Source organism: Amycolatopsis sp. A1MSW2902 (assembly GCF_017312175.1).
GTDB classification, from domain to species: Bacteria; Actinomycetota; Actinomycetes; order Mycobacteriales; family Pseudonocardiaceae; genus Amycolatopsis; species Amycolatopsis nivea.
Genome location: NZ_QJPO01000001.1, coordinates 4,743,918 through 4,764,046 on the forward strand (window position 1 = coordinate 4,743,918; position 20,129 = coordinate 4,764,046).

General features: G+C 69.2%; 21 protein-coding genes. 8 read left to right on the top strand and 13 right to left on the bottom strand.

Going from position 1 to position 20,129, the window contains the following annotated elements; all coding sequences use genetic code 11:
- Window positions 1-1,081 precede the first annotated feature (1,081 nt).
- Window positions 1,082-1,678, bottom strand: coding sequence for a bifunctional DNA primase/polymerase (locus DMP23_RS21620; protein WP_337822335.1), 597 nt, complete (start codon window positions 1,676-1,678; stop codon window positions 1,082-1,084).
- A gap of 279 nt (window positions 1,679-1,957) precedes the next feature.
- On the bottom strand, window positions 1,958-3,307 hold the full coding sequence (locus tag DMP23_RS21625; protein ID WP_337822336.1) for a GGDEF domain-containing protein: 1,350 nt from the start codon (window positions 3,305-3,307) through the stop codon (window positions 1,958-1,960).
- 101 nt (window positions 3,308-3,408) lie between these two features.
- On the opposite strand from DMP23_RS21625, the gene DMP23_RS21630 reads away from it, so the two are divergent.
- Entirely contained in the window at window positions 3,409-3,537 is a 129-nt protein-coding gene (locus DMP23_RS21630; RefSeq protein WP_255443806.1) for a hypothetical protein, read from the top strand.
- A 4-nt stretch (window positions 3,538-3,541) separates the two neighbouring features.
- Here the strand turns inward: DMP23_RS21630 and DMP23_RS21635 are convergent, their stop codons facing one another.
- The gene (locus tag DMP23_RS21635) at window positions 3,542-4,750 is read right to left on the bottom strand and encodes an MFS transporter (protein ID WP_238605245.1); all 1,209 of its coding nucleotides are present in this window, start codon (window positions 4,748-4,750) and stop codon (window positions 3,542-3,544) included.
- Window positions 4,751-4,888: 138 nt separating this feature from the next.
- Between DMP23_RS21635 and DMP23_RS21640 the strand changes: the two genes are divergently transcribed.
- The gene (locus tag DMP23_RS21640; RefSeq protein WP_134734066.1) at window positions 4,889-5,302 is read left to right on the top strand and encodes a hypothetical protein; all 414 of its coding nucleotides are present in this window, start codon (window positions 4,889-4,891) and stop codon (window positions 5,300-5,302) included.
- A 131-nt stretch (window positions 5,303-5,433) separates the two neighbouring features.
- Here DMP23_RS21640 and murJ read toward each other — a convergent pair whose 3' ends face one another.
- On the bottom strand, window positions 5,434-7,257 hold the full coding sequence (gene murJ, locus DMP23_RS21645) for a murein biosynthesis integral membrane protein MurJ (RefSeq protein WP_337824430.1): 1,824 nt from the start codon (window positions 7,255-7,257) through the stop codon (window positions 5,434-5,436).
- Window positions 7,258-7,515: 258 nt separating this feature from the next.
- The gene (locus DMP23_RS21650; RefSeq protein WP_134667935.1) at window positions 7,516-8,403 is read right to left on the bottom strand and encodes a LysR family transcriptional regulator; all 888 of its coding nucleotides are present in this window, start codon (window positions 8,401-8,403) and stop codon (window positions 7,516-7,518) included.
- 190 nt (window positions 8,404-8,593) lie between these two features.
- On the opposite strand from DMP23_RS21650, the gene DMP23_RS21655 reads away from it, so the two are divergent.
- A complete protein-coding gene (locus DMP23_RS21655; RefSeq protein WP_337822337.1) occupies window positions 8,594-9,796 on the top strand; it encodes an MFS transporter in 1,203 nt (400 codons plus the stop codon).
- A gap of 14 nt (window positions 9,797-9,810) precedes the next feature.
- Here DMP23_RS21655 and DMP23_RS21660 read toward each other — a convergent pair whose 3' ends face one another.
- From DMP23_RS21660 to DMP23_RS21675, 4 genes are all read right to left on the bottom strand, one after another.
- Entirely contained in the window at window positions 9,811-10,425 is a 615-nt protein-coding gene (locus DMP23_RS21660) for a VTT domain-containing protein (protein ID WP_037818493.1), read from the bottom strand.
- Window positions 10,422-11,480, bottom strand: coding sequence for an alpha/beta hydrolase family protein (locus DMP23_RS21665; protein WP_337822338.1), 1,059 nt, complete (start codon window positions 11,478-11,480; stop codon window positions 10,422-10,424). The genes DMP23_RS21660 and DMP23_RS21665 overlap by 4 nt, the downstream gene beginning before the upstream one ends.
- Window positions 11,481-11,549: 69 nt before the next feature.
- Window positions 11,550-12,197, bottom strand: coding sequence for a response regulator transcription factor (locus tag DMP23_RS21670; protein ID WP_337822339.1), 648 nt, complete (start codon window positions 12,195-12,197; stop codon window positions 11,550-11,552).
- Window positions 12,194-13,585, bottom strand: coding sequence for a sensor histidine kinase (locus DMP23_RS21675; RefSeq protein WP_337822340.1), 1,392 nt, complete (start codon window positions 13,583-13,585; stop codon window positions 12,194-12,196). Before DMP23_RS21675 ends, DMP23_RS21670 begins: the two co-directional genes overlap by 4 nt.
- A gap of 214 nt (window positions 13,586-13,799) precedes the next feature.
- On the opposite strand from DMP23_RS21675, the gene DMP23_RS21680 reads away from it, so the two are divergent.
- The 3 genes from DMP23_RS21680 to DMP23_RS21690 are packed head-to-tail and all read left to right on the top strand — an operon-like array spanning window position 13,800 to window position 16,157.
- Window positions 13,800-14,006 (top strand): hypothetical protein, encoded by a 207-nt coding sequence (locus DMP23_RS21680; protein WP_037818497.1) that lies wholly within the window; start codon window positions 13,800-13,802, stop codon window positions 14,004-14,006.
- Between the two features lie 5 nt (window positions 14,007-14,011).
- Window positions 14,012-15,070, top strand: a complete 1,059-nt coding sequence (locus DMP23_RS21685) for a serine hydrolase domain-containing protein (RefSeq protein ID WP_337822341.1) — start codon at window positions 14,012-14,014, stop codon at window positions 15,068-15,070.
- A gap of 25 nt (window positions 15,071-15,095) precedes the next feature.
- Window positions 15,096-16,157 (top strand): serine hydrolase domain-containing protein, encoded by a 1,062-nt coding sequence (locus DMP23_RS21690; RefSeq protein ID WP_337822342.1) that lies wholly within the window; start codon window positions 15,096-15,098, stop codon window positions 16,155-16,157.
- 67 nt (window positions 16,158-16,224) lie between these two features.
- Here DMP23_RS21690 and DMP23_RS21695 read toward each other — a convergent pair whose 3' ends face one another.
- The 4 genes from DMP23_RS21695 to DMP23_RS21710 all read right to left on the bottom strand — a co-directional run bounded on the left by DMP23_RS21695 (window position 16,225) and on the right by DMP23_RS21710 (window position 18,404).
- Window positions 16,225-16,515, bottom strand: a complete 291-nt coding sequence (locus tag DMP23_RS21695) for a DUF4235 domain-containing protein (RefSeq protein ID WP_037818566.1) — start codon at window positions 16,513-16,515, stop codon at window positions 16,225-16,227.
- 73 nt (window positions 16,516-16,588) lie between these two features.
- Complete coding sequence (locus DMP23_RS21700) at window positions 16,589-17,062, bottom strand: NUDIX hydrolase (protein ID WP_134662982.1); 474 nt, start codon at window positions 17,060-17,062, stop codon at window positions 16,589-16,591.
- Window positions 17,059-17,925 (bottom strand): alpha/beta fold hydrolase, encoded by an 867-nt coding sequence (locus DMP23_RS21705; protein WP_337822343.1) that lies wholly within the window; start codon window positions 17,923-17,925, stop codon window positions 17,059-17,061. Before DMP23_RS21705 ends, DMP23_RS21700 begins: the two co-directional genes overlap by 4 nt.
- Window positions 17,922-18,404 (bottom strand): nuclear transport factor 2 family protein, encoded by a 483-nt coding sequence (locus DMP23_RS21710; RefSeq protein ID WP_337822344.1) that lies wholly within the window; start codon window positions 18,402-18,404, stop codon window positions 17,922-17,924. The genes DMP23_RS21705 and DMP23_RS21710 overlap by 4 nt, the downstream gene beginning before the upstream one ends.
- Before the next feature lie 125 nt (window positions 18,405-18,529).
- Between DMP23_RS21710 and DMP23_RS21715 the strand changes: the two genes are divergently transcribed.
- Both DMP23_RS21715 and DMP23_RS21720 read left to right on the top strand, forming a co-directional pair.
- A complete protein-coding gene (locus DMP23_RS21715) occupies window positions 18,530-19,162 on the top strand; it encodes a TetR/AcrR family transcriptional regulator (protein ID WP_337822345.1) in 633 nt (210 codons plus the stop codon).
- Between the two features lie 92 nt (window positions 19,163-19,254).
- A complete protein-coding gene (locus tag DMP23_RS21720; protein ID WP_337822346.1) occupies window positions 19,255-20,124 on the top strand; it encodes a class II glutamine amidotransferase in 870 nt (289 codons plus the stop codon).
- Window positions 20,125-20,129 lie beyond the last annotated feature (5 nt).

Genomic DNA, 20,129 nt, shown 5'->3' on the forward strand with positions numbered 1-20,129 from the left:
GCCGCCTGCCCGGACTCCTTTGCTCCGCTGCGGGCGACGGCTCATCGGCACGTTCCGGAGCTGCCTGCGGCAATTCGCCAGCGAGGGTTCCGGATTTCCCGGGCTCGCCGTCCGGCCGCGAAGGAGCGGCGAACGGCTGCGTCGGAACGAGCCCTGCTGCGTCCCGATCCTGCGCTACGGAAGACGAAGGCCGGGCAACTTGCCTGCGAGACAACGGTTCCCGCACCGCAGACCGACCACCCGACGATGACTTCGGCGCACCAGTCCGACGCAACCGCCCTGCCGACGGCGGCGCTTCCGGCCGAATCCCCGCAGTCGGCACCGGACGATCGTGGTCACCGGCCCTCGCCCGCGGCACCGTGCCCCCGGCAGACTCCGCCTCACCGCCCGGCGGGCCCACGTCGCGACGCAGCACTTCCGGCGCGCCCCGGGCAGACTCCGCTTCGCCACCATCGCGACGCATCACCTCCGGCATGTCCCCGGCAGACTTCGCCCCGCCACCAGGCGGGCCCCCGTCGCGACGCGACATCTCCGGCGCAACCCGGCCAGACTCCCCCGCGCCACCCGGCAGACCCCCATCGCGACGCGGCATCTCCCGCGCGACCCAGCCAGACTCCGCCACGTCACCCGCCGAACCCCCGTCACGACGCGACATCTCCGGCACAACCCGGCCAGACTCCCCCGCGCCACCCGGCAGACCCCCATCACGATGCAGCATCTCCGGCGTAACCCGGGGCGTCATCAACGGGGTGTGCGCCGCGTCGGCGTTCGGGACCGCGGGTTCGCGCGCCGTCGGATAGCGCGCCAGCGGGTCCCGTCTGGCCGACGCGCGGATCAGGCCGAAGATCCCGGGCAGTCCGGCCAAGCCCACCAGTCCCCACCAGGCAGTCATGGCTATCCTCGCTTCCCTCGCGGCATTCGGTCCGCGCTCGGATAGCCGATCATCGCGAGGACAACCGCGAGACCACCTGGACGAGTGACCCAACTTGTGCCGGAGTTCAGCGCGCTCGCTCCCGCGCCCCGTCGACTTCGGCGATGGCGCCGGGCGCGAATCATCCAGTCGGCGTGCGGCGCGCGAGACCTACGCGGATTCGCCGGAAAGCTCGGCAAGTTTCCGTAAAATCCCGGCCCCGTCACCCAGCAAGTCGCGCTCCAACGGCGATATCCGCCACCACACCACCCCGGCGACGACCCGGCTCGGCGGAAGTACCACGAGGTCACCCGGAGAAAGAACCTCCACCCCGGACGCCAGTTCGGAGTCCCCGCAAGTCCCGGGCTCGATGAAGAAAAAAGCTCCGTGCGGCGACAACGCCATCGGGCCGAGCGGGCGCCCGCCGTCGAACGCGGCTAGGGCGCGCCAGCCTAGGTGTGTCGGCGCGCGCACGACGTCAAAATGCTCTCCTACCGGGGCGAGAATCGCCTGCCGATGCACGGCCCACCATTTCGAAACCACCCGGCGATCGACCGTGGCCTCAGACGGGGACATCGTCGACTCCCGGCCGCCAAGCCGCTCGAAACTGACCGGATCCCAGGTCGTCAACCCGTCGCACACCGGCCCCGGCAGGACCGGCCAGCCCAGCGCGGCGTAGTGCTCGGCCGCCGCGCGCAGCGAGCGCAGCGCGACCCCGTGGTCCCCAGCCAAGCAACGTGAACGGCTACCGCGCGCGACAGCGGTCATCACAAGAGCCCCTTCCGAGTGACGAGACCCGTCCGCGCAGGTCAAGCCGCCACGGACGGTGCGGGAACCGGGGTACCGCCCGACCACCATGCGTCCGCGGCGAGGCGCACACCAGCCAGTGAACCGGGAGCGTGCGCCGTTCCAGGTGGCGGCTAAAGCGAACCGAGTTCCTCGTACGGGGTGCTCATCTCGGATTCCCCCAACAGGTCCAGGAACAGCTGGAACTGAACGAAATTGTCCCGGCCGAAGGAACCGTCAGCCGGCCATATCGCGTCGCATTCAGGGCATTTGACGAGAATGATCCGCAACCGCGTTGCCCTGATCTTCCCGAGATTTCCCTGACAGCATCTCGGACATCCCATGCATCCCCCGCACCGGCGCCGCTGCTGCGACCCTGATCTGGTTGCGGCCGTTCTGCTTGGCCTGCAGCAACGCACCGTCCGCCGACATGAGCAGTTGTTCGACCGAAATGCCGTCGCCGGGATACGACGCCACCCCCATCGAGGTGCTCACCCCGGACAGCGTGCGAGGCTGACCGTCCGTAGTGGCGGTGAGCACGACCGGAGTACGCGCGAGCCGGGAGCAGATCCGCTCGGCGACAGCCAGCAACTGGCCCGGTTCGAGGCCCGGCAGCAGGATCGCCAGTTCGTCCCCGCCATAGCGGGCGACGAGATCCTGAGACCGGACTTCCGCGCGCACCAGGTCGGCGACCGCGCGGATCGCCTGGTCGCCCGCCGGGTGCCCGTAGGTGTCGTTGATGGCTTTGAACTTGTCGACGTCCAGGAAAAGCACGCCGAGGCCGGTCTCGCTGAGTTTCGCGCGGTCGAGGGCAGCGGTGACGACGTCGGCCCAGTACACCGGCGTCGCCAGGCCCGTTTTCTGATCCGTGCGCGACGCCCGCAAGTACTGGGGCAGCAGTAGATCGCGGTGCACGCACAGCACGGCGATCATCGGAGCGGGCAGCGCCCACGGCTCGTGGACCAGCAGGACGGCCATGGTCGCGCCGAGCCCCAGCGCCGACGCGACGACCAGCTGGTCGCCCGGATGCCCCAGCGCCTGCCGAATCGGCAGTTTCTCGGGCGACGACCACCCGATCGCGACGACGACCAGGGCGTAGTTGACCAGCCACCACACCCCGGCCGCGGCGGCCACGCGCAGCAGCGACCACACGTCGTGCGGCAGCAGAGGACCGTCCAGGACAGCGGAGGCGACGGCCGACGCGAGCACGAACGTCGCGGCCGAATAGAACTTCCGGAACAGGATCGTCGGCCCGTAAACCCGGTACCAGCAATACACATACGACACCGCGGTCAAGCCGATGACGAGCGGCAGCGGCAGCACCAGCAGCGCGGCGAACACCCACAGGCTCTTGAGATTCGTGTACGGCGCTTTCTTCGACGCCTGCTCGCGACGCCGCTCGATCGTGCGGACCGCCTCGAGATGCGCGACCGCGGCCGCGGTGAGGATGGCGAACCACAGCCACTGCGTCGGGGTGATCGCGGCGGACAGGGACGAAAGCACCGCGATCGCGACCGCCACGGCGTCGACCGTGAGCACCAGGCACAGGGCGGGACGCCGCAGGGACCACAATCCCCACGTCGTTATGCGTCTGCCACTCTTTCCCGTCACGCTGGTATCCGCCCCTGTCAACGAAGATTAATCACGGTAATCGCATTGTCACCGGCCGTCGATACGCCGGTCGGACCAACCACCGCGAGAAAGGCATCACTATGCGCAACGCACCCGGCAACGAATGGACCCGTTTCGCCCGCGGCAACGAGTGGACCCGCTGCCAGGGCAACGAATGGATCCGCCGAGGCAACGAATGGGGCCGCCGCGGGAACGAGTGGGCCCGCTGATCCGCTACCCCGGTTCGGCAGCGCGGCGGGCGCGGTTCCAAGCCGCTCCCGCCGCGATCGCCGTCAGCACGCCGAGCACCCCGGCGACGGCGAGGACCGTGCTCGGGCCGGCCGCGGTCGCCGCGAGCCCGGCCAGCGCGATCCCGGCACCTTGGCTGGTCGTCAACGCGGTCGCGGCGAGTCCGTAAGCCTGGGCCCGCCGATGGTCGGGAACCGCCAACGTGAACGCCGCCGACGCCGGCAGATGGTAAGCGCTGGCCATGCCCGACAGCCCCCACAAGACCGCTGTCACGGCCAGCCCCGGTTGAATCGCGCACACCACGAGCGGAACGCTGGCCGCCACCGCGAGCGGCCCGAGCAACCGCATCCGCACCGGCGACGGCAGCCGCGTCACGATCAGCATCCCGAGCACCGTCCCCGCCGGACTCGCCGCGAGCAGCACCCCGACTGCCTGAGCGGACCCGCCGATCGACTCCGCGTACGGTGCCGCCAGCCCCTCGACGGTGACGTAAAACCCGGCCACACAAGCCAATCCGACCAGCGAACGCAACCGCGGCGTCCGCACGACGAGCACCGTCCCGGCCCGCAGATCGGCCCACCACCGCCCCAGCCGCGTCCCAGCGGCCGCCACCCCTGGCGCCGGCCGCGCCCGGATGCCGAACCGCACCACCGCAGCCGACACCACGAACGTCACCCCGTCCGCGACGAGCGCCTGCCCCGGACCGAGAAACGCGACCAGCGTCCCGCCCGTCGCGAACCCCGCCACCTGCGCCAGCTGGACCACCGTGTCCAGCACGCCTTTGCCCAGCAGGAACTCCTCCCCCGGCAGAACCGCCGCGGCCGTCGCCGCCCGAGCCGCGTTGCCCGGTGCCCCAGCCGCCTGGACCACCACCAGCAGCGCCGCGACCGCAGGCAACGGCAGCGCGGGAATCGCCATGACCGTGACGAGCCCCGCACGCAGCAGATCCGCCGCCACCATGACCCGCCGCCGAGGCCACCGATCCGCCAGGCCCGACAGCAACGGACCGGCGAAAATCGACGGCACGTACGTCAAGGCGTAGACCCCCGCGGTCCAGCCCGCCGACCGCGTCCGGTCGAAGACCAGCAACGACAACGCCACCCGCGCGAACTGATCGCCCGCGACCGAAACCACCATGCTCGCGAACAGCGCCCGGAACTCCGGTCTGCCGAACACCTGCCGATACGTCGCCACGAGCCCAGCTTGGCCGATCACGGGCGGGCGGGCACACCCCCGCAGGTACGGGATGCGAATGCACGTCTTGCCGGGAGATTCCTTTTCCCGTCCGAAATCAGGCGCGCCCTTCCCGGCTCCGGCCGTAGGATCCGCCAGGTGACCGAGGACGATCTTCTCGAGCGATACGGACTGCATCCCGCTGGCGGCCAGTTGGACGAGATCCGCGGCATCCTCGCGACAGAGATGCAAGCCGGGTTCGACGCGAACACCGAACTGATGAAAATCTGTTGCATACAGCTATTCCACTACGGCTCGCTGAACGACGTGCTGCTTATCTGGGAGGCCAAAGAGTCCGGCTGGGACGCGCACTGCTCGATTGACGTGCAACTATTGTGCGGGGCAGGATTGGACGAAACCAAGGCGTTTCTCCGCGCTCACCCGGCCACGCTGGCTCGGGAGGCCCTGGAGTACCTGACGGAGTGCGAGGAAGCCCGAGACTTCGACTCGTTCTCGGTCGAGCGCTGGTCAGAGGGATACCACAGCTACTACGGTGTGCCTCTCCCTGACTGACAATTGCTCAGGATCTGCTCAAGCGGCCCAGCGCATCCCTCGCGAGGATGCGCACGAAAGCCAGCTCGTCCGCGGACGGACAGGTCCGCAGCTCCCGCAGATAAGCGACCTGCGCGGCGGCTGAATCCGAACTACCCATCCGTCGATCGCTCCCCCCGCTTAACCAACCGCGCAAGCCTCTTCCGCGCAGGCGCGAGCTCTTCAATCCTCAACGCCGCCAGCACCCCAAACGACACCCCCAGCCCGACCAGACCCTGCAGAATCAGCTTCACCCACGCAGTAGCCCGACCCCCAAAGTCCGGCACGAGCCATCCGACGGCCAGCGCCGCGGCGGCACCGAGTGCGCTCGCCACCAGCGTGAACAGGATTACCCCGAGCGCCCGCTTGCTGCGCAGGTGGCCGAGGCTCACCCACAGCCAGACCTGGCCCAGGATCGCGCCGACCACGAACGTCAGCGAGTTCACCAGCATGGTGCCCAGCACGATGCTGTGCGCGTCCAGCAACACCGGGCACAGATACAGCAGCGGAACCTTCACCACGGTCATCACGACCATGATCAGCGTCGGCGTGCGCGCGTCCTTCATCGCGTAGAACACCCGCAGCTGCAACATGACCAGCGCGTAAGGCAGCAGCCCGAACGACGAGACCGCCAGTGCCTCGCCGAGCCTGCCCGCTTGGGCGACGGAGTTCGCGCCGCCGCTGAACAATGCGATGCCGATCGACCCGCCCACCACCGTCAGCACGGCGGCGATCGGCACCAGCATCACCGTCGAGATGCGCGACGCGTAGGAAAGATCGGCCACGACCTTGCGGACATCGCCGTCCGCGGCGTTGCGCGACAGCCGCGGCATGATCGCGGTCAGCAGGGACACCCCGATCACGCCGTAGGGCAGCTGGAACAGCAGCCAGGCGTTGGCGTAGATGGTCACCCCGCCTGGGTCGCCGCTGGTCAGCACCCGGGTGTTGACGGTGAGGCCGGCCAGGCTGATCGCTACGTAGCCGAGGATCCACAGCGCGAGGCCGCCGAACTCCTTCATCCGCTTGTCGATGCCCCAGCGCCACTTGAAGCGGAATCCCGTCCGCAGCAGCGGCGGCACCAGCAGCACCGCCTGCACGGCGATGCCCAGCGTGACGCCGATGCCGAGCACGAGCAGCTTCGGGTCGCCCATCCGCACCGGATCGGTCGAGATCTTGCCCGGCATGAGCATGAACAACGCCAGGGTCGCGATGACGACGACGTTGTTCATCACCGGCGCCCACGCCGTCGGGCTGAAGATGTGCTTGGCGTTGAGGATCGCGGACACCAGCGCGAAAACGCCGTAGAAGAAGATCTCGGGCAGCAGCAGCCGGGCGAACGCGTTGGTCAGTTCGGAGTTGGCGTGCCCGCCCTGGTCCAGGTACAGCGAGGTCAGCGCGGGTGCCGCCGCCACGGCGAGGACGGTGCCCACGCCCAGCACCGTCAGTCCCATCGTGAGCATGCGCTGCGTGTACGCCGCGCCGCCGTCGGGATCGTCCTGCGAACGCACGATCAGCGGCATCACGACACTGCTGAGCACGCCGCCGAGCAGCAGTTCGAACACGCTGTTCGGCAACGTGTTGGCGATCGTGAACGAGTCGTTGACCACGCCGGTGCCGACCGCCCACACGAGCATGATCTTCCACAGGAATCCGGTGACCCGGCTGACCAGCGACGCGATGGCCATCTTCCCGCTCGACTTGGCGATCGATGGTGCCTTCGGCTCGACCCGCGGCGGACGGCCGGGGCGCCCCGGCCTTTCGCCGGGCGGGGCGGCGGGCAGCCGCGGCAGCATCTGGGTGGCGAGCGAGTCGTAGGGGCGCAACGCATCCGGATCGACGACCGGCCACTTAGAACTCGCGGGCACCCCGCCGACGCGCGGGATGAACACTGTCGCGTCCGGATCGTCCGGTGCCAGCGGCGGCGCGCCGAACGGCATGCTGTTCTGCCCGCGCTCCTGCCGCCACGAGCGGACCGGCGGCCATCGCGGCGCGGACGGCGGCGGCTGCGGCAACTGCCCGCGATGACCGGCTTCCGACGGCGGGTGCTCAGGCGGCGGGCGCCGGGTGACCCGTTCGACGGGACGGTCGGGTGGCCACTCCGGGTCTCTCTCCAACACTGCCCCATCGTCAACGGTCGATTCGATCCCCCAGCGTAGTCACTTCGCGCACGGCAGCGGTCGAGCGCGGAGCCGCGCTCAGCCGTCCTTTTCCGGAGGCAGCTCCAGCATCTCGAGAAACGCGGTCGCCGCCGGGGTCAACCCCGTATCGGCCCAGATGAGGTATTCGACGCGCGTCGGAGCGTCCGTGATCTCGATCGTGGTCAGGTCGGACAGCTGGGGCACATACATCGACGGCAGCATCGCGATTCCCAAGCCCTGCCGGACAAGCCGGGCCATCATGAAGTCGGCAGTGGTCACCTCGAACGCGACTTCGCGGCTCAGACCAGCCGCGGCGAACGCCTCGTCCGACTGGTTCCGGCCCGCGGTGTTGAGCGGCAAGTCGATAAATACCTCGGTGGCGAGCCGGCGAAGATCGACAGTGCGTTCCCCGGCGAGCGGGTGATCCGGGGCGACAACGGCGACGAGCCGGTCACGGGCCAGCTCGCGTGCGTTGACTCCTTGGGGCCGCATCGAGGTCGGAAGCCCGAGGAAGGCGACCTCGATGATCCCCTGCCGGACCTGGTCAGCGAGGTCTTCGCTGGCTCCGACCCGGATGCCGAGGCGCACCTGGGGGTATTCGATGCGGTATCTGCGCAGCGCGTCGGGGATGTCCACCGCGGCAACAGTCGGGATCAACCCGACGGCCAGCCGCCCGCGCACCTCGCCGACGGCGGCGGAAACCTCGGCGGCAGCCCGTTCGGCCGCGTTGAGGCTCTCGCGGGCCGCGGACAGGAACGCTTCTCCGGCGGGGGTGATCCGCACGCGCCTGCTGGTTCGTTCGAACAGCCGGGCGCCGAGCTCGCGTTCGAGACGCGCGATCTGGTGGCTCAGCGCGGATTGCACCACCAGGCACCGCTCGGCGGCGCGGGTGAAGCTCATGGTCTCGGCGACGGCGACCACGTACCGCATCTGCTGCAACTCCACCTATCCATCGTGAATCACGATAGATGGGATGACAAGGTTGTGTTGGACTCATGAATCGGTCGTCGCGAGACTGGTTCGCACAAGCAGTTCCCGAGACACCGGAGCGCCCGGTCTCCGGAACTGACGGGCTCGGCGCACTGAAGCGCAACCGAGCCGGATACCCCGCGAACCACCGAATCCAGGAAGAAGCATGTCCTCATCCAGCACTGCCTCGCCCTCGTCTTCGCGGGCATGGCTCGGCGTCGCCGCCATCACGGCGAGCCTGTTCGTCTTCGTCACCACGGAACTCATGCCCGTCGGCCTCCTCACTCCGATGAGCGGCGGGCTGGCCGTCTCGGTGGGCATCGCCGGGATGGTCGTGACCGGATACGGCGTCTCCGCAGGCGTCGGCGTCCCGTTCATCGTGGCCTGGACCCGCCGGGTCGACCGCCGGGCGCTGCTCGCCGCGCTGCTCGTCGTCCTCGCCGCCGGGAATCTGATCACCGCGCACTCGCCTGATTTCGTCGTGGTCCTCGCGACCCGGTTGATCATGGGCTTCGCGCACGGGGTCTTCTGGGCGATCGGCGTCAGCATGGCGACGCGCCTGGTGCCGGACCAAGCCAGCCGCGCCGCCGCGGTCGTCCTGTCGGGCATGTCCATCGGCACGGTGGTCGGCGTGCCGTTGGGCACCTTCATCGCCGATCTCACCGACTGGCGCACGACATTCACGATCTGGGCCGGGCTCAGCGCGGTCGTGTGCTTGCTCGTGGCCGCGGCGGTTCCGTCCCTTCCCTCGACCGACGCCATCCCCGTCCGCGAGATCTTCCTCTTGCCGGTGCGCAACGGCCGCCTGCGCGCAGTCATGATCACCGTCACGCTATACGTGCTCGGCCACTTCGGCGCGTACACCTTTATCCGCCCGTTCATGGAAGGCCAAGCGGCCGCCTCGCCCGGTCTGATCACCATCCTGCTGATCGTCTTCGGCGTCGGCGGCGCAGCGGGCAACTTCGCCGCCGCCCACACCGTCACCAGGAACATGAAGGCGACCTTCGTCGTCTCCTGCGCCGGGCTCGTCGTCTCGCTGCTGCTACTGCTCCTCGTCGGCAATCACGCGGCCGGTCTCGCGGTGTCCGTGGCGTTGTGGGGAATTGCCTTCGGCGCGGCCAATCTCTGCCAGGTGAACATGATCCTCGCCGCGGCCCCGGACGCGTTCGAAGCGGCGATGTCGTTGAACACCATGGGGTACAACATCTCCATCGCCCTCGGCGCGCTGCTCGGCGGCCTGTTCGCGAACAACGTCGGACTGACCGGAGCCATGTGGTTCGGCGTCGGACTCACCGCGGCCGCACTGGCGTCGGCGTTCGCCTCCATGCGCACCGCCCCGGCTGACGAAGCTGCCGCCAGACCAGCCTAAGCGGCAGACGCGCCTCATACGTTCGCCCGTGACCGAGCAGCGCGGCGGAGCGCCATGCCCGCCGCGCCCAGCACGAGTACGGCGAGAAGAATCCAACTCCCCCGGCCGACCCAGGTTTCGATCTGCCGCGCCGCCTCGCCCGCGGCCGCGCCGATCGCGATGTGCAGCGCGCACCAGGCCGTCGCCCCGACAGCCACGGCGGGCAGGAACTTCCGCAGCGGCAAGCCCGACGTGCCCGCCGCCGCGGGGACGAGCGTCCGGAGCACCGGGAGGAAGATCGCGATCAGCACGGCCCACGCGCCCCGCCGGCGCAGTGTGTCCGCGGCGCGATCCCATGCCGTCGCGCCGTACCGCCGCACCAGTTTGGTCTGTCGCAGCCAGGGCCCGTATCGCCGTCCCAGCCAGTATCCGAGGAGGTCGCCCGCGATGGCGCACACAGTGGTGACCAGCCACATGACGACGAACCGGTCCGGAGCCGTCGCTGTCGTGCCCAGGACAAACAAGCCCGTTTCACCCGGCGCGATAAACCCAAGCCCCAGCGTGCACTCGCCGAACACCAGAACCCCCGCGACCGCGGTGACCGCCGCCGGAGGCAAGGACGCGAGCCCGTCGAGCAGCTCGGCGATCACGGGATCAGCTCCACGACCGGATGCGCCGCCCGGTCGAACACAGTCGTGGAACGGCCACGCAGATGCAGATCGAAGAAGGCCGCGACGTATTTCCGTTGCGCGGCAAGGCTTCCGGCGGGGTCGACGGTGCCGATCATGGCTGTGTGGTCGCCGGGGACCTGCGGCAGCATGACTTGCGCGTCGGTGAAGCTCATGTGTTCGGCGTCGGGCAGGTACACGTCGCGTTTCCAGCCGGTCGACGCGGCCCAGAACGCGGCCCAGTCGTCGTTGTGCCGGTGGTTGCGGGGCCGCCCGCTGCTCGTGCCGCCGCCCATGAGCAGGAACGGGCGCGTGACGCCGACCCGGGCGGCGTTGCCGTAGCGCGGGTCCATGCTGCCGTCGAGGTTGATGCCCGCCTTGATCCTGGGGTCGGCGATCATCGCGTCGGCGGTGGTGTAGCCGCCCATGGAGTGGCCGAACATGCCGACCCGCGACAGTCCGAGTTCGTCGAGCACGAAGCTCGTGTCGCGTACTCGTTCGGCCAGCACCTGCGCCGGGTCGAGACCGGCTTGCGGCAGCTCGACCCGGTCGGGGAACTGGACGGGCGCGATCGGCGTGTGGTCCATGCCGATCACGAGATATCCGCGGCTCGCCAGATCCTCGATCAGAGCGGTGCCGAGGAAGCGGGATTGCATCGCACCGGGCGAGTACAGGATGGCCTGTTCGCGGACAGGCAGCGGAATCGCTCCGGTGCGCGAGTGGGTGACGGTGCTCGCGAAATCGGCGGAGCCCGGGCCGATGAGACGGTCGTAGTAGTCCGCGACGCCGGGCGAGAACTGGCTGGTGGGTTTGCCGTTCCCGGCTGACGGATACCACAGCGACACCATCATCTCGCGGGCTTTGCCGGTCCACGGGTCGATGCGGTCCCGGTCGACGAGGTGCAGTTCCTTCGTGCCTACCGGGTACCGGCCGGTGGGCGCGGGCAGCTTCATGGCGGCCGGACTGGCGACAGCCACGCCCGCCTGTCCGACAAGAGCCGCCGCTATCAGAGCGACAGCGATCAGGGTTTTCCTCATGCGGCCAGATTCGTCGCGGCGGCCCTACCCCGGCATCTGTCTCCGGGCAACGGACGGACTAGCCGAAGGTCATAGAAGCCCAGCCTCGTGCGCGATGATCGCCGCCTGCACCCGGTTCGCGACCTCGAGACGTCGCAGGATCGACGTGACGAACACCTTCACCGTGCCCTCGACGACGTGGAGGCGACGGGCGATCTCGGCGTTGGGCAGGCCGGCGCCGACAAGGGCGAGCACCTCCCGTTCGCGCGGGGTGAGCGCGTCGACCGCCTTGCGCGCCCGCGCCTCGTTCGAGAGCCGCTTTCCCCGGACCCGCTGGATGACGCGGTGCGCGACCGTCGGCGCGAGATAGGCGGCTCCGTCCGCGACCGCGCGGATCCCGGCGAACAGCTCGCGCGGGTCGCCGGTCTTGAGCAGGAACCCGCGGGCGCCGCCGTCGAGCGCGGCCGCGATCTGCTCGTCGGCGGAAAACGTGGTCAGCATGAGCACGCCTGCCGTCGGGACCGTCCGGGTCAGCTCGGCCGCCACGGCGAGACCGTCGAGGACCGGCATGACGATGTCCAGCAAAACCACGTCGGGCCGGTGCGCGATCGCCAGCTCGACCGCCGCGCGCCCGTCGCCTGCCTCCGCGACGATCTCGATCTCCGGGTCGGCGGCGAGCACGGCGGTGATGCCCGCGCGGGTCAGCGGTTCGTCGTCGGCGAGCAGGACGCGGATCATCGCGACACCGCCGCCCGCGGCGCGGTTTCCTTGAGCGCCAGCCGCCCGTCGGCGAAGCACAGGCGATAGAACAGGCGCGCGTCGGTCTGGACGCTCGCCCAGTAGCGCCGGCAGTCCGCCGCCCGGGCCGGCCCGGGCAGTTCGGGCGCGGGATCGCCGAGCATCTGGAAGCGGGGCAACATTTTCTCGACGTCCTCCTGGGACTGTCCGACGACCAGCCGCTCGAACACGGCCGGGTCGAGCCGGTTGTCGGTGCCGGTCACGAAGTACAGGCCGAGCGCGAGCACGAGCACCCCGCCGCCGGCCGCGAGCGGAACCCGCACGAGCCGCCACAGCCGCGGCCGCTCCCGCTCCTGGCGAGGGCCCTCCGCCGGCACGACGACGGTCAGCACGAACCGGTCGCCGCGCATCCCGGCCGTGACCTCCCCGATCTCCCGAAGCCCGGCGATGCCGAACCCGGACTTGGAATCCGGAACATCGGCCGGATTTCCGACCGTGACGGTCGTGGTATCGCCCTCGGCGACGACGTCCACGGTCACCGGCGCACCCGGCGCGTGCCGCGCGGCGTTGGTGAGCCCCTCTCGCACCACGCGATACACGGCGGGGACGTTCACCGGCACACCGGTGACGGTCAGCCGGACCTCCTGACCAGCGGCTTGCGCGCGGGTGACGAGACGATCGAGATCCGGCACCGGCTCGCCGAGCAGCCCGATGATCTCGCGCAGCCGCTCAGTCGCGGCGGTGACCCCAGCCCGCACCTCACCAGCGCGGACGCGAACGTCCTCGTCGAGCGCGGGGGCCACTTCCAGCGCAGCCGCACGAAGTGCGACAAGTTCCAGTTCGTGGCCGAGGGAATCGTGCATCTCCCGCGCGATCCGGTTGCGCTCGAGCAAGGCGGCCCGTTCGAGCCCGGCAGCGTGGAGCCGCGCGCGTTGACGCCGGTAGCGTCCCGTCAGCCAGGGACCGCCCGCGACCGCGAGGACGACGAGAACCTGGAGGAACCAGCGGTAGAGACCGTGAAGGACACCGAATCCGCGCTCGGCGACCTCGGCGAACACCACGATCGGCAAACCGGCGCCGAGCACCGCGGCGACCGCGCCCAGCCGATCCTCGCCCCACCGCCCGGCGAGATAAGCGAACCCGGCGACGGCGGCCCAAGGCCAGAACCGGACGGGATCCGCCGTCGCGGGCACGAACGACAGCACGAGCACCACAGCGACCGCGCAAGCCACGACAGCGGAGGGAAACCGGCGGACCAGCGCCGCCGCGAGGCCGACTCCGGCAAGCCCGGCGAGCAGTTCCTCCCACCGGACCGTGCCGCCCGCGAAACTCTCGAACCCCAGCACGGCCGCGACGAAAAGCAGACAAACGATCCGGCCCACTGCCATGCGGATCACTTTACCGACCGCGGATGCGGCGACACCTCCGACCGGAAACCCCGAATAATCAGCCGGGCCCGCGGCCGTCAGGAAGGAACCGTGAGAACCGCACTGTTCTTGCGCGACCGGGCAGGCCCGAACGAGCATGGTAGCGCTGGCGCTACCGTGAAGTCGGGTGTTGAAGGCATGTCGGCGTGCGTCGGCGGTTCCTAATGTCGTCGGCATGGAAATGGAAGCCTCCCGCAGCCGCCAGGCCGGTGGTCCGGCCGTCACCGCCCTGCTCTGCCTGATCTTCGCCGCCAGCGCCGCCACCAACTCGATCGGCGGTTTCACCGGGCTGGACACCATGTTCCGGATGACCTCCGGCGGAATCGCCGTGGCGTGCCTGCTGATCCTGATCGTGCGCTTCGCCGCGCGCCGCAAGGGCTGACGCCGATGTTGACCGCCGTGCCGGTGGTGCTGGCCGCGTCGCTGCTGGCGCCGAATACCGCTGCTCCGGACCCGGTTCGCACGCTCGCCCAGGAGATAGTCGCGTCCGGCGCGACCGGCGTGCAGATCCGGACAGTCCACGACGGACACTCCCGCTCCGTGACCGCCGGAGTGTCCGAACTGGACTCCCGACGGCCGGTCTCACCGACCGGACGATTCCGGATCGGCAGCGCGACAAAGATGTTCACGTCCACTGTGGTCCTGCAACTCGTAGCGGAACACCGCGTCCAGCTCGACGCGCCCGTCGAGCATTACCTGCCCGGACTCCTGCCGCACGGCGAAGAGATCACCGTGCGAATGCTCCTGCAGCACACCAGCGGCCTCTACGACTACACCGACTCTCTCCCGCTGCTCGGGCCCGACCTGGAAAAGATCCGGTACCAGCACCGTTCGCCGGAGTCGATGGTCGCGCTCTCGACGGCCAAGCCGCTGGACTTCCCGCCCGGCAGCAAGCAATCCTACTCCAACACCAATTTCATCGTGCTCGGGATGCTCATCGAGCGGACCACTGGGCACGCGTGGGGAACCGAAGCGGCACAACGCATCCTGCGGCCACTCGGCCTGCACCACACGTCGGTTCCCGGGGACCGCACCGGGATCCCGGGCCCGCACGCGCACGGGTACCAGGAGATGAACGGGAAACTCGTCGACGTCACCGACTTGAACCCGAGCATGGCCTGGGCGGCCGGCGAAATCATCTCCACCACCGCGGACCTGGACAAGTTCGTCCGAGCGCTGGCGGCGGGGCGGCTGGTGCCGCCGGATCTGCTGAAGCAGATGACCACCCCGCGTTCCGCCACCGAGGAATACGGGCTCGGGTTGCGCACCCCGACCACCACGTGCGGAGTGCGGGTTTTCGGCCACACCGGCGGGATTCCGGGGTTCCAGACCGTCGCGTTCACCAGCCCGGACGGAAAACGGCGCGTCGAAGCTTCGGTCACGTTGGGCCGGGGCCCGAACTTCGACTGGACTCGCGCCGTGCTCGACAAGTTCTTTTGCAGCTGAGTGCCAACACTGAACGAGGAAACCAATGCTGAACGCTGTGCCCTTCGCCCTGACCGCGGCCCTGCTCGCCCCCACCACGCCAGCCGCGGCTGACCCCGTCCGCACCGTCGCGGAAGAAACGGTCGCGGCAGGCGCGACCGGCGTGCAGATCCGGACAGTCCACGACGGACACTCCCGGACCGTGACCGCCGGAGTGTCCGAACTGGACTCCCGGCGGCCGGTCTCGCCCACCGGGCGATTCCGGATCGGCAGCACGACCAAAACGTTCGTAGCCACCGTAGTGATGCAACTCGTCGCCGAACACCGGATCCAACTCGACACGCCCGTCGAGCACTACCTGCCCGGACTCCTGCCGCGCGGCAAAGAGATCACCGTGCGGATGCTTCTGCAGCACACCAGCGGCCTTTACAACTATCTCCGGGCAATCTCGTTGGACGGCGCTGATCTGGAGAAAGTCCGCTACCAGCACTTTTCGCCGGAATCACTGGTGGCCATCGCGACCGCGCGGCCGCTCGATTTCCCGCCGGGCAGCAAGTTCTCGTATTCCAACACCAACTACACCGTGCTCGGCATGCTGATCGAGCGAACCACCGGACACGCGTGGGGCGACGCGGTGACCAAGCGGATCCTGCGCCCGCTGGGCATGCACCACACGCTGGTCCCCGGGGACCGCACCAGGATCCCGGGCAAGCACGCACACGGCTACCAGGAGATGAACGGGAAACTGGTCGACGTCACCGAACTGAACCCGAGCTTCGGCGGCGCCGCGGGCGAGATGATCTCCACCACGGCGGACCTGGACAAGTTCGTCCAAGCGCTGGCCGCGGGACGGCTGTTACCGCCGCCGCTGCTGAAGGAGATGACCACCCCGCGCTCCGCGGCCGAGGAGTACGGGCTGGGAGTGGAAACCCGAACCACGCCGTGCGGAATCCCGGTTTTCGGGCACACCGGCGGAATCCCCGGGTACGGGACGATCGCGTTCACCAGCGCGGACGGAAAGCGCCGGGTGGAAGCTTCGCTGACGTTCGGCCGCGGACCCGCGAATGAGGCCTTCTATTCGTTGATCGACAAGGTGATCTGCGCCTGAAAGACCACGGCCTGGGCCCGGTTGGGGAGCCGGGCTCAGGCCGTGGCCGTTAGCGCGTCTTCGGATCTCAAGCCTTGTCGTGCTTCTCAGTATCCCCAGGCCACTGGCCGGTAAGCTTGTCGTACCCCGTCGCGCCGCCACGATCGACAGCGGCCTTGACCACTCCGAAGATCGCACCCTGCACAGATGCCGCCAGCAGCACCTCTCCCCAGCCGCGTTCTTTCTGGGTTGGCTCCGGAGCCTTCTTAGTGCCGGAGATCAGCTTCCACACCTGCTCGAACACCGCGTTGGCGGCCAGCCCGCCCAGCACGCCGAACAGCAGGCCGAGCGGCCGGTACAGCAGCTTGTTGACGTTCATGTTCACCGTCCCCTCTCGCTCGCTCAAGCAGTACCCGCTCCTGCGGCGGGGTATGCGCGCAGCGGCTGATCCGTCAGTGCTGGATCAGCCCGCCGACCGCGACGGGTCCGACGTGGCCCGTCGGCGGTTTGGTCCTGGCCAGGGAAAGGCCCACGTCGACCAGGCCCGACCGGCGGAGCGAGGCGACGGCGGGCAGCGGCGTCCACACTGACTCGGCTGTCTCGCCGTTGGGCTCCGGCCGCAGCTCGCCGCCGACGATCCGGGCCTGGTAGAAAATCCCGACATTCTGGTGCGGACCCGAATCCGGCACCAGGCGCTCGGCCGCCGGGATGATCCGGGAATCCACTCCCAGCAGGCGTTCGACCACCGCCTCGCACCCGGTTTCCTCGGAAACCTCGCGGATCACCGCGTCGAACGGATCTTCCCCGTGCTCGACACCGCCGCCGGGAAGTGTCCAGCGGCTTCCGCCCTTCGGCGAAACGTAACGCGCGAGAAGTACCGATTCGTTTTCGATGCACACGGCGTACGCCGCTAACCGGAAACTCATTTCTCCCAGTTTACCTGGCCACTCTCGACACTCAACAGCTCACGCAGGGCGGCAAGCACGGCGTCCGGGGCCTCTTCCATCACGAAATGCCCAGCCCCTTCAATCAACGTGAGCTCGGCCCCGGGGATCCGCGCGGCGAGTTCTTCAGCGATAGAAATCCGGAGATACTCGTCCGCAGTTCCCCACACAATCGCCGCGGGGCACTGGATCTTGCCGAGGCCCTCAGCGAGTTCCCGGCGGGCAGGTACCCGGTATTCGCGGAAAAAGTGCAGGAGCCAGCGTCGACCGTCCGAAGTGGACATCCAGTTCAGGTAGCTGTCCAGTATCGCGCGATCGAAGACACCGGCGCGCAAAAGCCCGCGCAGGGCCCTCCGGTTGATCGTTTCCAGCGGGAGCGGCACGGCGGCGAACGGGCTGCGGCCCAGGATGCCGACGAGCGAGAACACGGCGTACCACTTCGGTACGAAAGTGCGGTGCGCGCGGCTGTTGAGGATCGCGAGCCGCCGCACGCGGTCGGGGTGACGCTGCGCGAAGCCGAGGGACAGAAAGCCGCCGTAATCGTGGCCGAACAGGTTGCATTCGTCGATGCCGAGCGCGTCGAGCACCCGTCCGACGCGGTTCACCTCGGTGTCGTAGTCGAAGGACAGGTCCGTGCGGCGTTCCGACTCGCCCCAGCCGAGCCAGTCCAGCGCGAAGACGTGATGCTCCGCGGCGAGCCCGGGCAGCTGATGACGCCAGGAGCGACGGTTGGCCGGATAGCCGTGCAGCAGCACGATCGGTTCGGCGGAAGGATCGCCGAGTTCGGTGAACGCGAGCCGCGCGCCCTCGACCGTCACCGAGCGGGCGGATCCGGCGTCGCTCATGCCCCGCCGCCGCGATTGCCTGGACCGCGTCCGGCACCGAACCTGCGCAGCCGATTGCCCAGGTAGGGCAGCCACGCGCGGGGGCGCCGCAACACGGCGCCGATGATCACCAGCGGGTCGAAGTAGGCGGTCCGCTCGGCGATCAATCCGTCTTCGACCACGATCCGGTCGACAAGCGGCCATTCGATCGGGCTGCCGCCGAGCGTTCCGTACAGGCGGCCCCAGATCAGCACCTGACCCGAGCCGCTCGCCCAGCCTTGGACGTCGTAGCGCAGATCCGGGACGAGGTGCATGGTCCGCGCCATGAAATCGCGCGCCTCGGCGACGCCTCGGGTGTTGCGCTCGAGCGGGTGGACCAACCGGACGCCGGGCTGGAACAGCGGGGTGAACGCGTCCGGGTCCATCCGGCTCCAGGCTTCGGCGAACCGTTCCACGAGCTCAGCGGCTTCCTGGTCGGCGCGTTCGCGGAGTTCGGACATCGGGTTTCCTCCTCCGCCGCCGGAAGGGCGCGCAACTCTTGTAACGATTGCAAGAAGTCTCCGGAAGGTAGCACGCGCCGGGGAGTTCTTGCAATGGATGCAGAAACCGGCCGTACGATGGCGTGATGACGACCGGCGGCACGAAGGCGCGCGACCCCCGAAAGCAGCGGACGATCGACGCCTTGCTCAAAGCCGCCGAGAAGGTCTTCGCGGGTCGCCCGTTCGAGGAGACGACGGTCGAGGAGATCGCCGAGCGCGCCGGTGTCGCGGTGGGGTCGATCTACAACAACTTCGGGTCGAAGGCGGGGCTGCACGCCGCCGTCGTCGACCGGGCCCTCGATGTCGACCGCGAGTACATGGACCGCGCCTACACGCCCGACCGCTCCCCGATCGAACAGCTGGAGGCCGCGGCCGAGCAGTACCTGCGGTTCTACCTCGAACAGCCGGAGTTCTTCCGGATGCTCGCGTTCCCCGCCCCGCTCGGCAACTACCCCGCCGCGGCCGAAACGGCGGCCCGCCTCGCGCACCGCGTCGACGAGCAGAACGCGCGCATGATCGACGCGATCGAGCGCGGCATCGCCGAGGGCGCGATCCGCCCGCTCGACGCGCGCAAAGCGGCCACGGTGCTTTGGGCGAGCTGGAACGGCGTGCTCAGCCTCGCCTGGCGTCCCGATGCCCTGCGCGAGGACGAAGCCGGTCTCGCCGAACTGCTCTCTCTCGCGACGGACATCGCGAGCTGGGGCTTGCGGATCTCCTGAAACACGCCGCCACTGGACGCCCACCGCCCGCGAGGGTTGAGGCCGATTCCCCCGGGTAACCACGGACCGAACCGCGACGGGAAGGGATCGGCATGTGCCGTCTGTTTGGTCTGTCCGCTGCCCCGGAGCGCGTGCACGCCACGTTCTGGCTGCTCGAAGCGCCCGACAGCCTCGCCGCCCAGAGCCGGCGCGAACCGGACGGGACCGGGCTCGGCATCTTCGACGAGCAAGGCACGCCGCGGGTCTGGAAACAGCCATTCGCGGCCTACGAGGACAAACAGTTCGCCTGCGAGGCCAAGGAATGCGCGTCAACGACCTTCCTCGCCCACATCCGCTACGCCTCGACCGGCGGCCTCGAACCGGCCAACACCCATCCGTTCGCCCAGCACGGCCGGTTGTTCGCCCACAACGGCGTCCTCGGCGATCTCCCCCGGCTGGAAGCCCGGCTCGGCGAGTACCGGGAGCTCGTCAAGGGCGACACCGACTCCGAACGTTTCTTCGCTATGGTCACCCAAGAAATCGACGCTCATGACGGCGACGTGAGCGCCGGGATCACCGCCGCCGCCCGCTGGGCCGCCCTGAATCTCCCGGTCTACGCGATCAACCTCGTTCTCACTACCGCGGACGGCTTGTGGGCCTTGCGCTACCCCGACACGCACGACCTCTACGTCCTGCAGCGTTGCGCAGGCGGCCCGCACGGCGACCGGCACCTCGAACACGCGAGCGCGGCGGGCCGGATCCGGGCCCGGTCCAGCGGTCTCGCCCGGCACCGCGCCGCCGTGGTCGCCAGCGAACGCATGGACGAAGACCCCGGCTGGCAGAACCTCCGTCCCGGCGAACTGCTGCACGTCGGCGCGGACCTGACCGCGACCCGCCGGATCGTGCTCGAACAGCCGCCGCGGCACCCGTTGACCCTCGACGACCTCGGCGCCCACGCCGCCGCGTCCCAGCAAGGCCAGTGACCCGC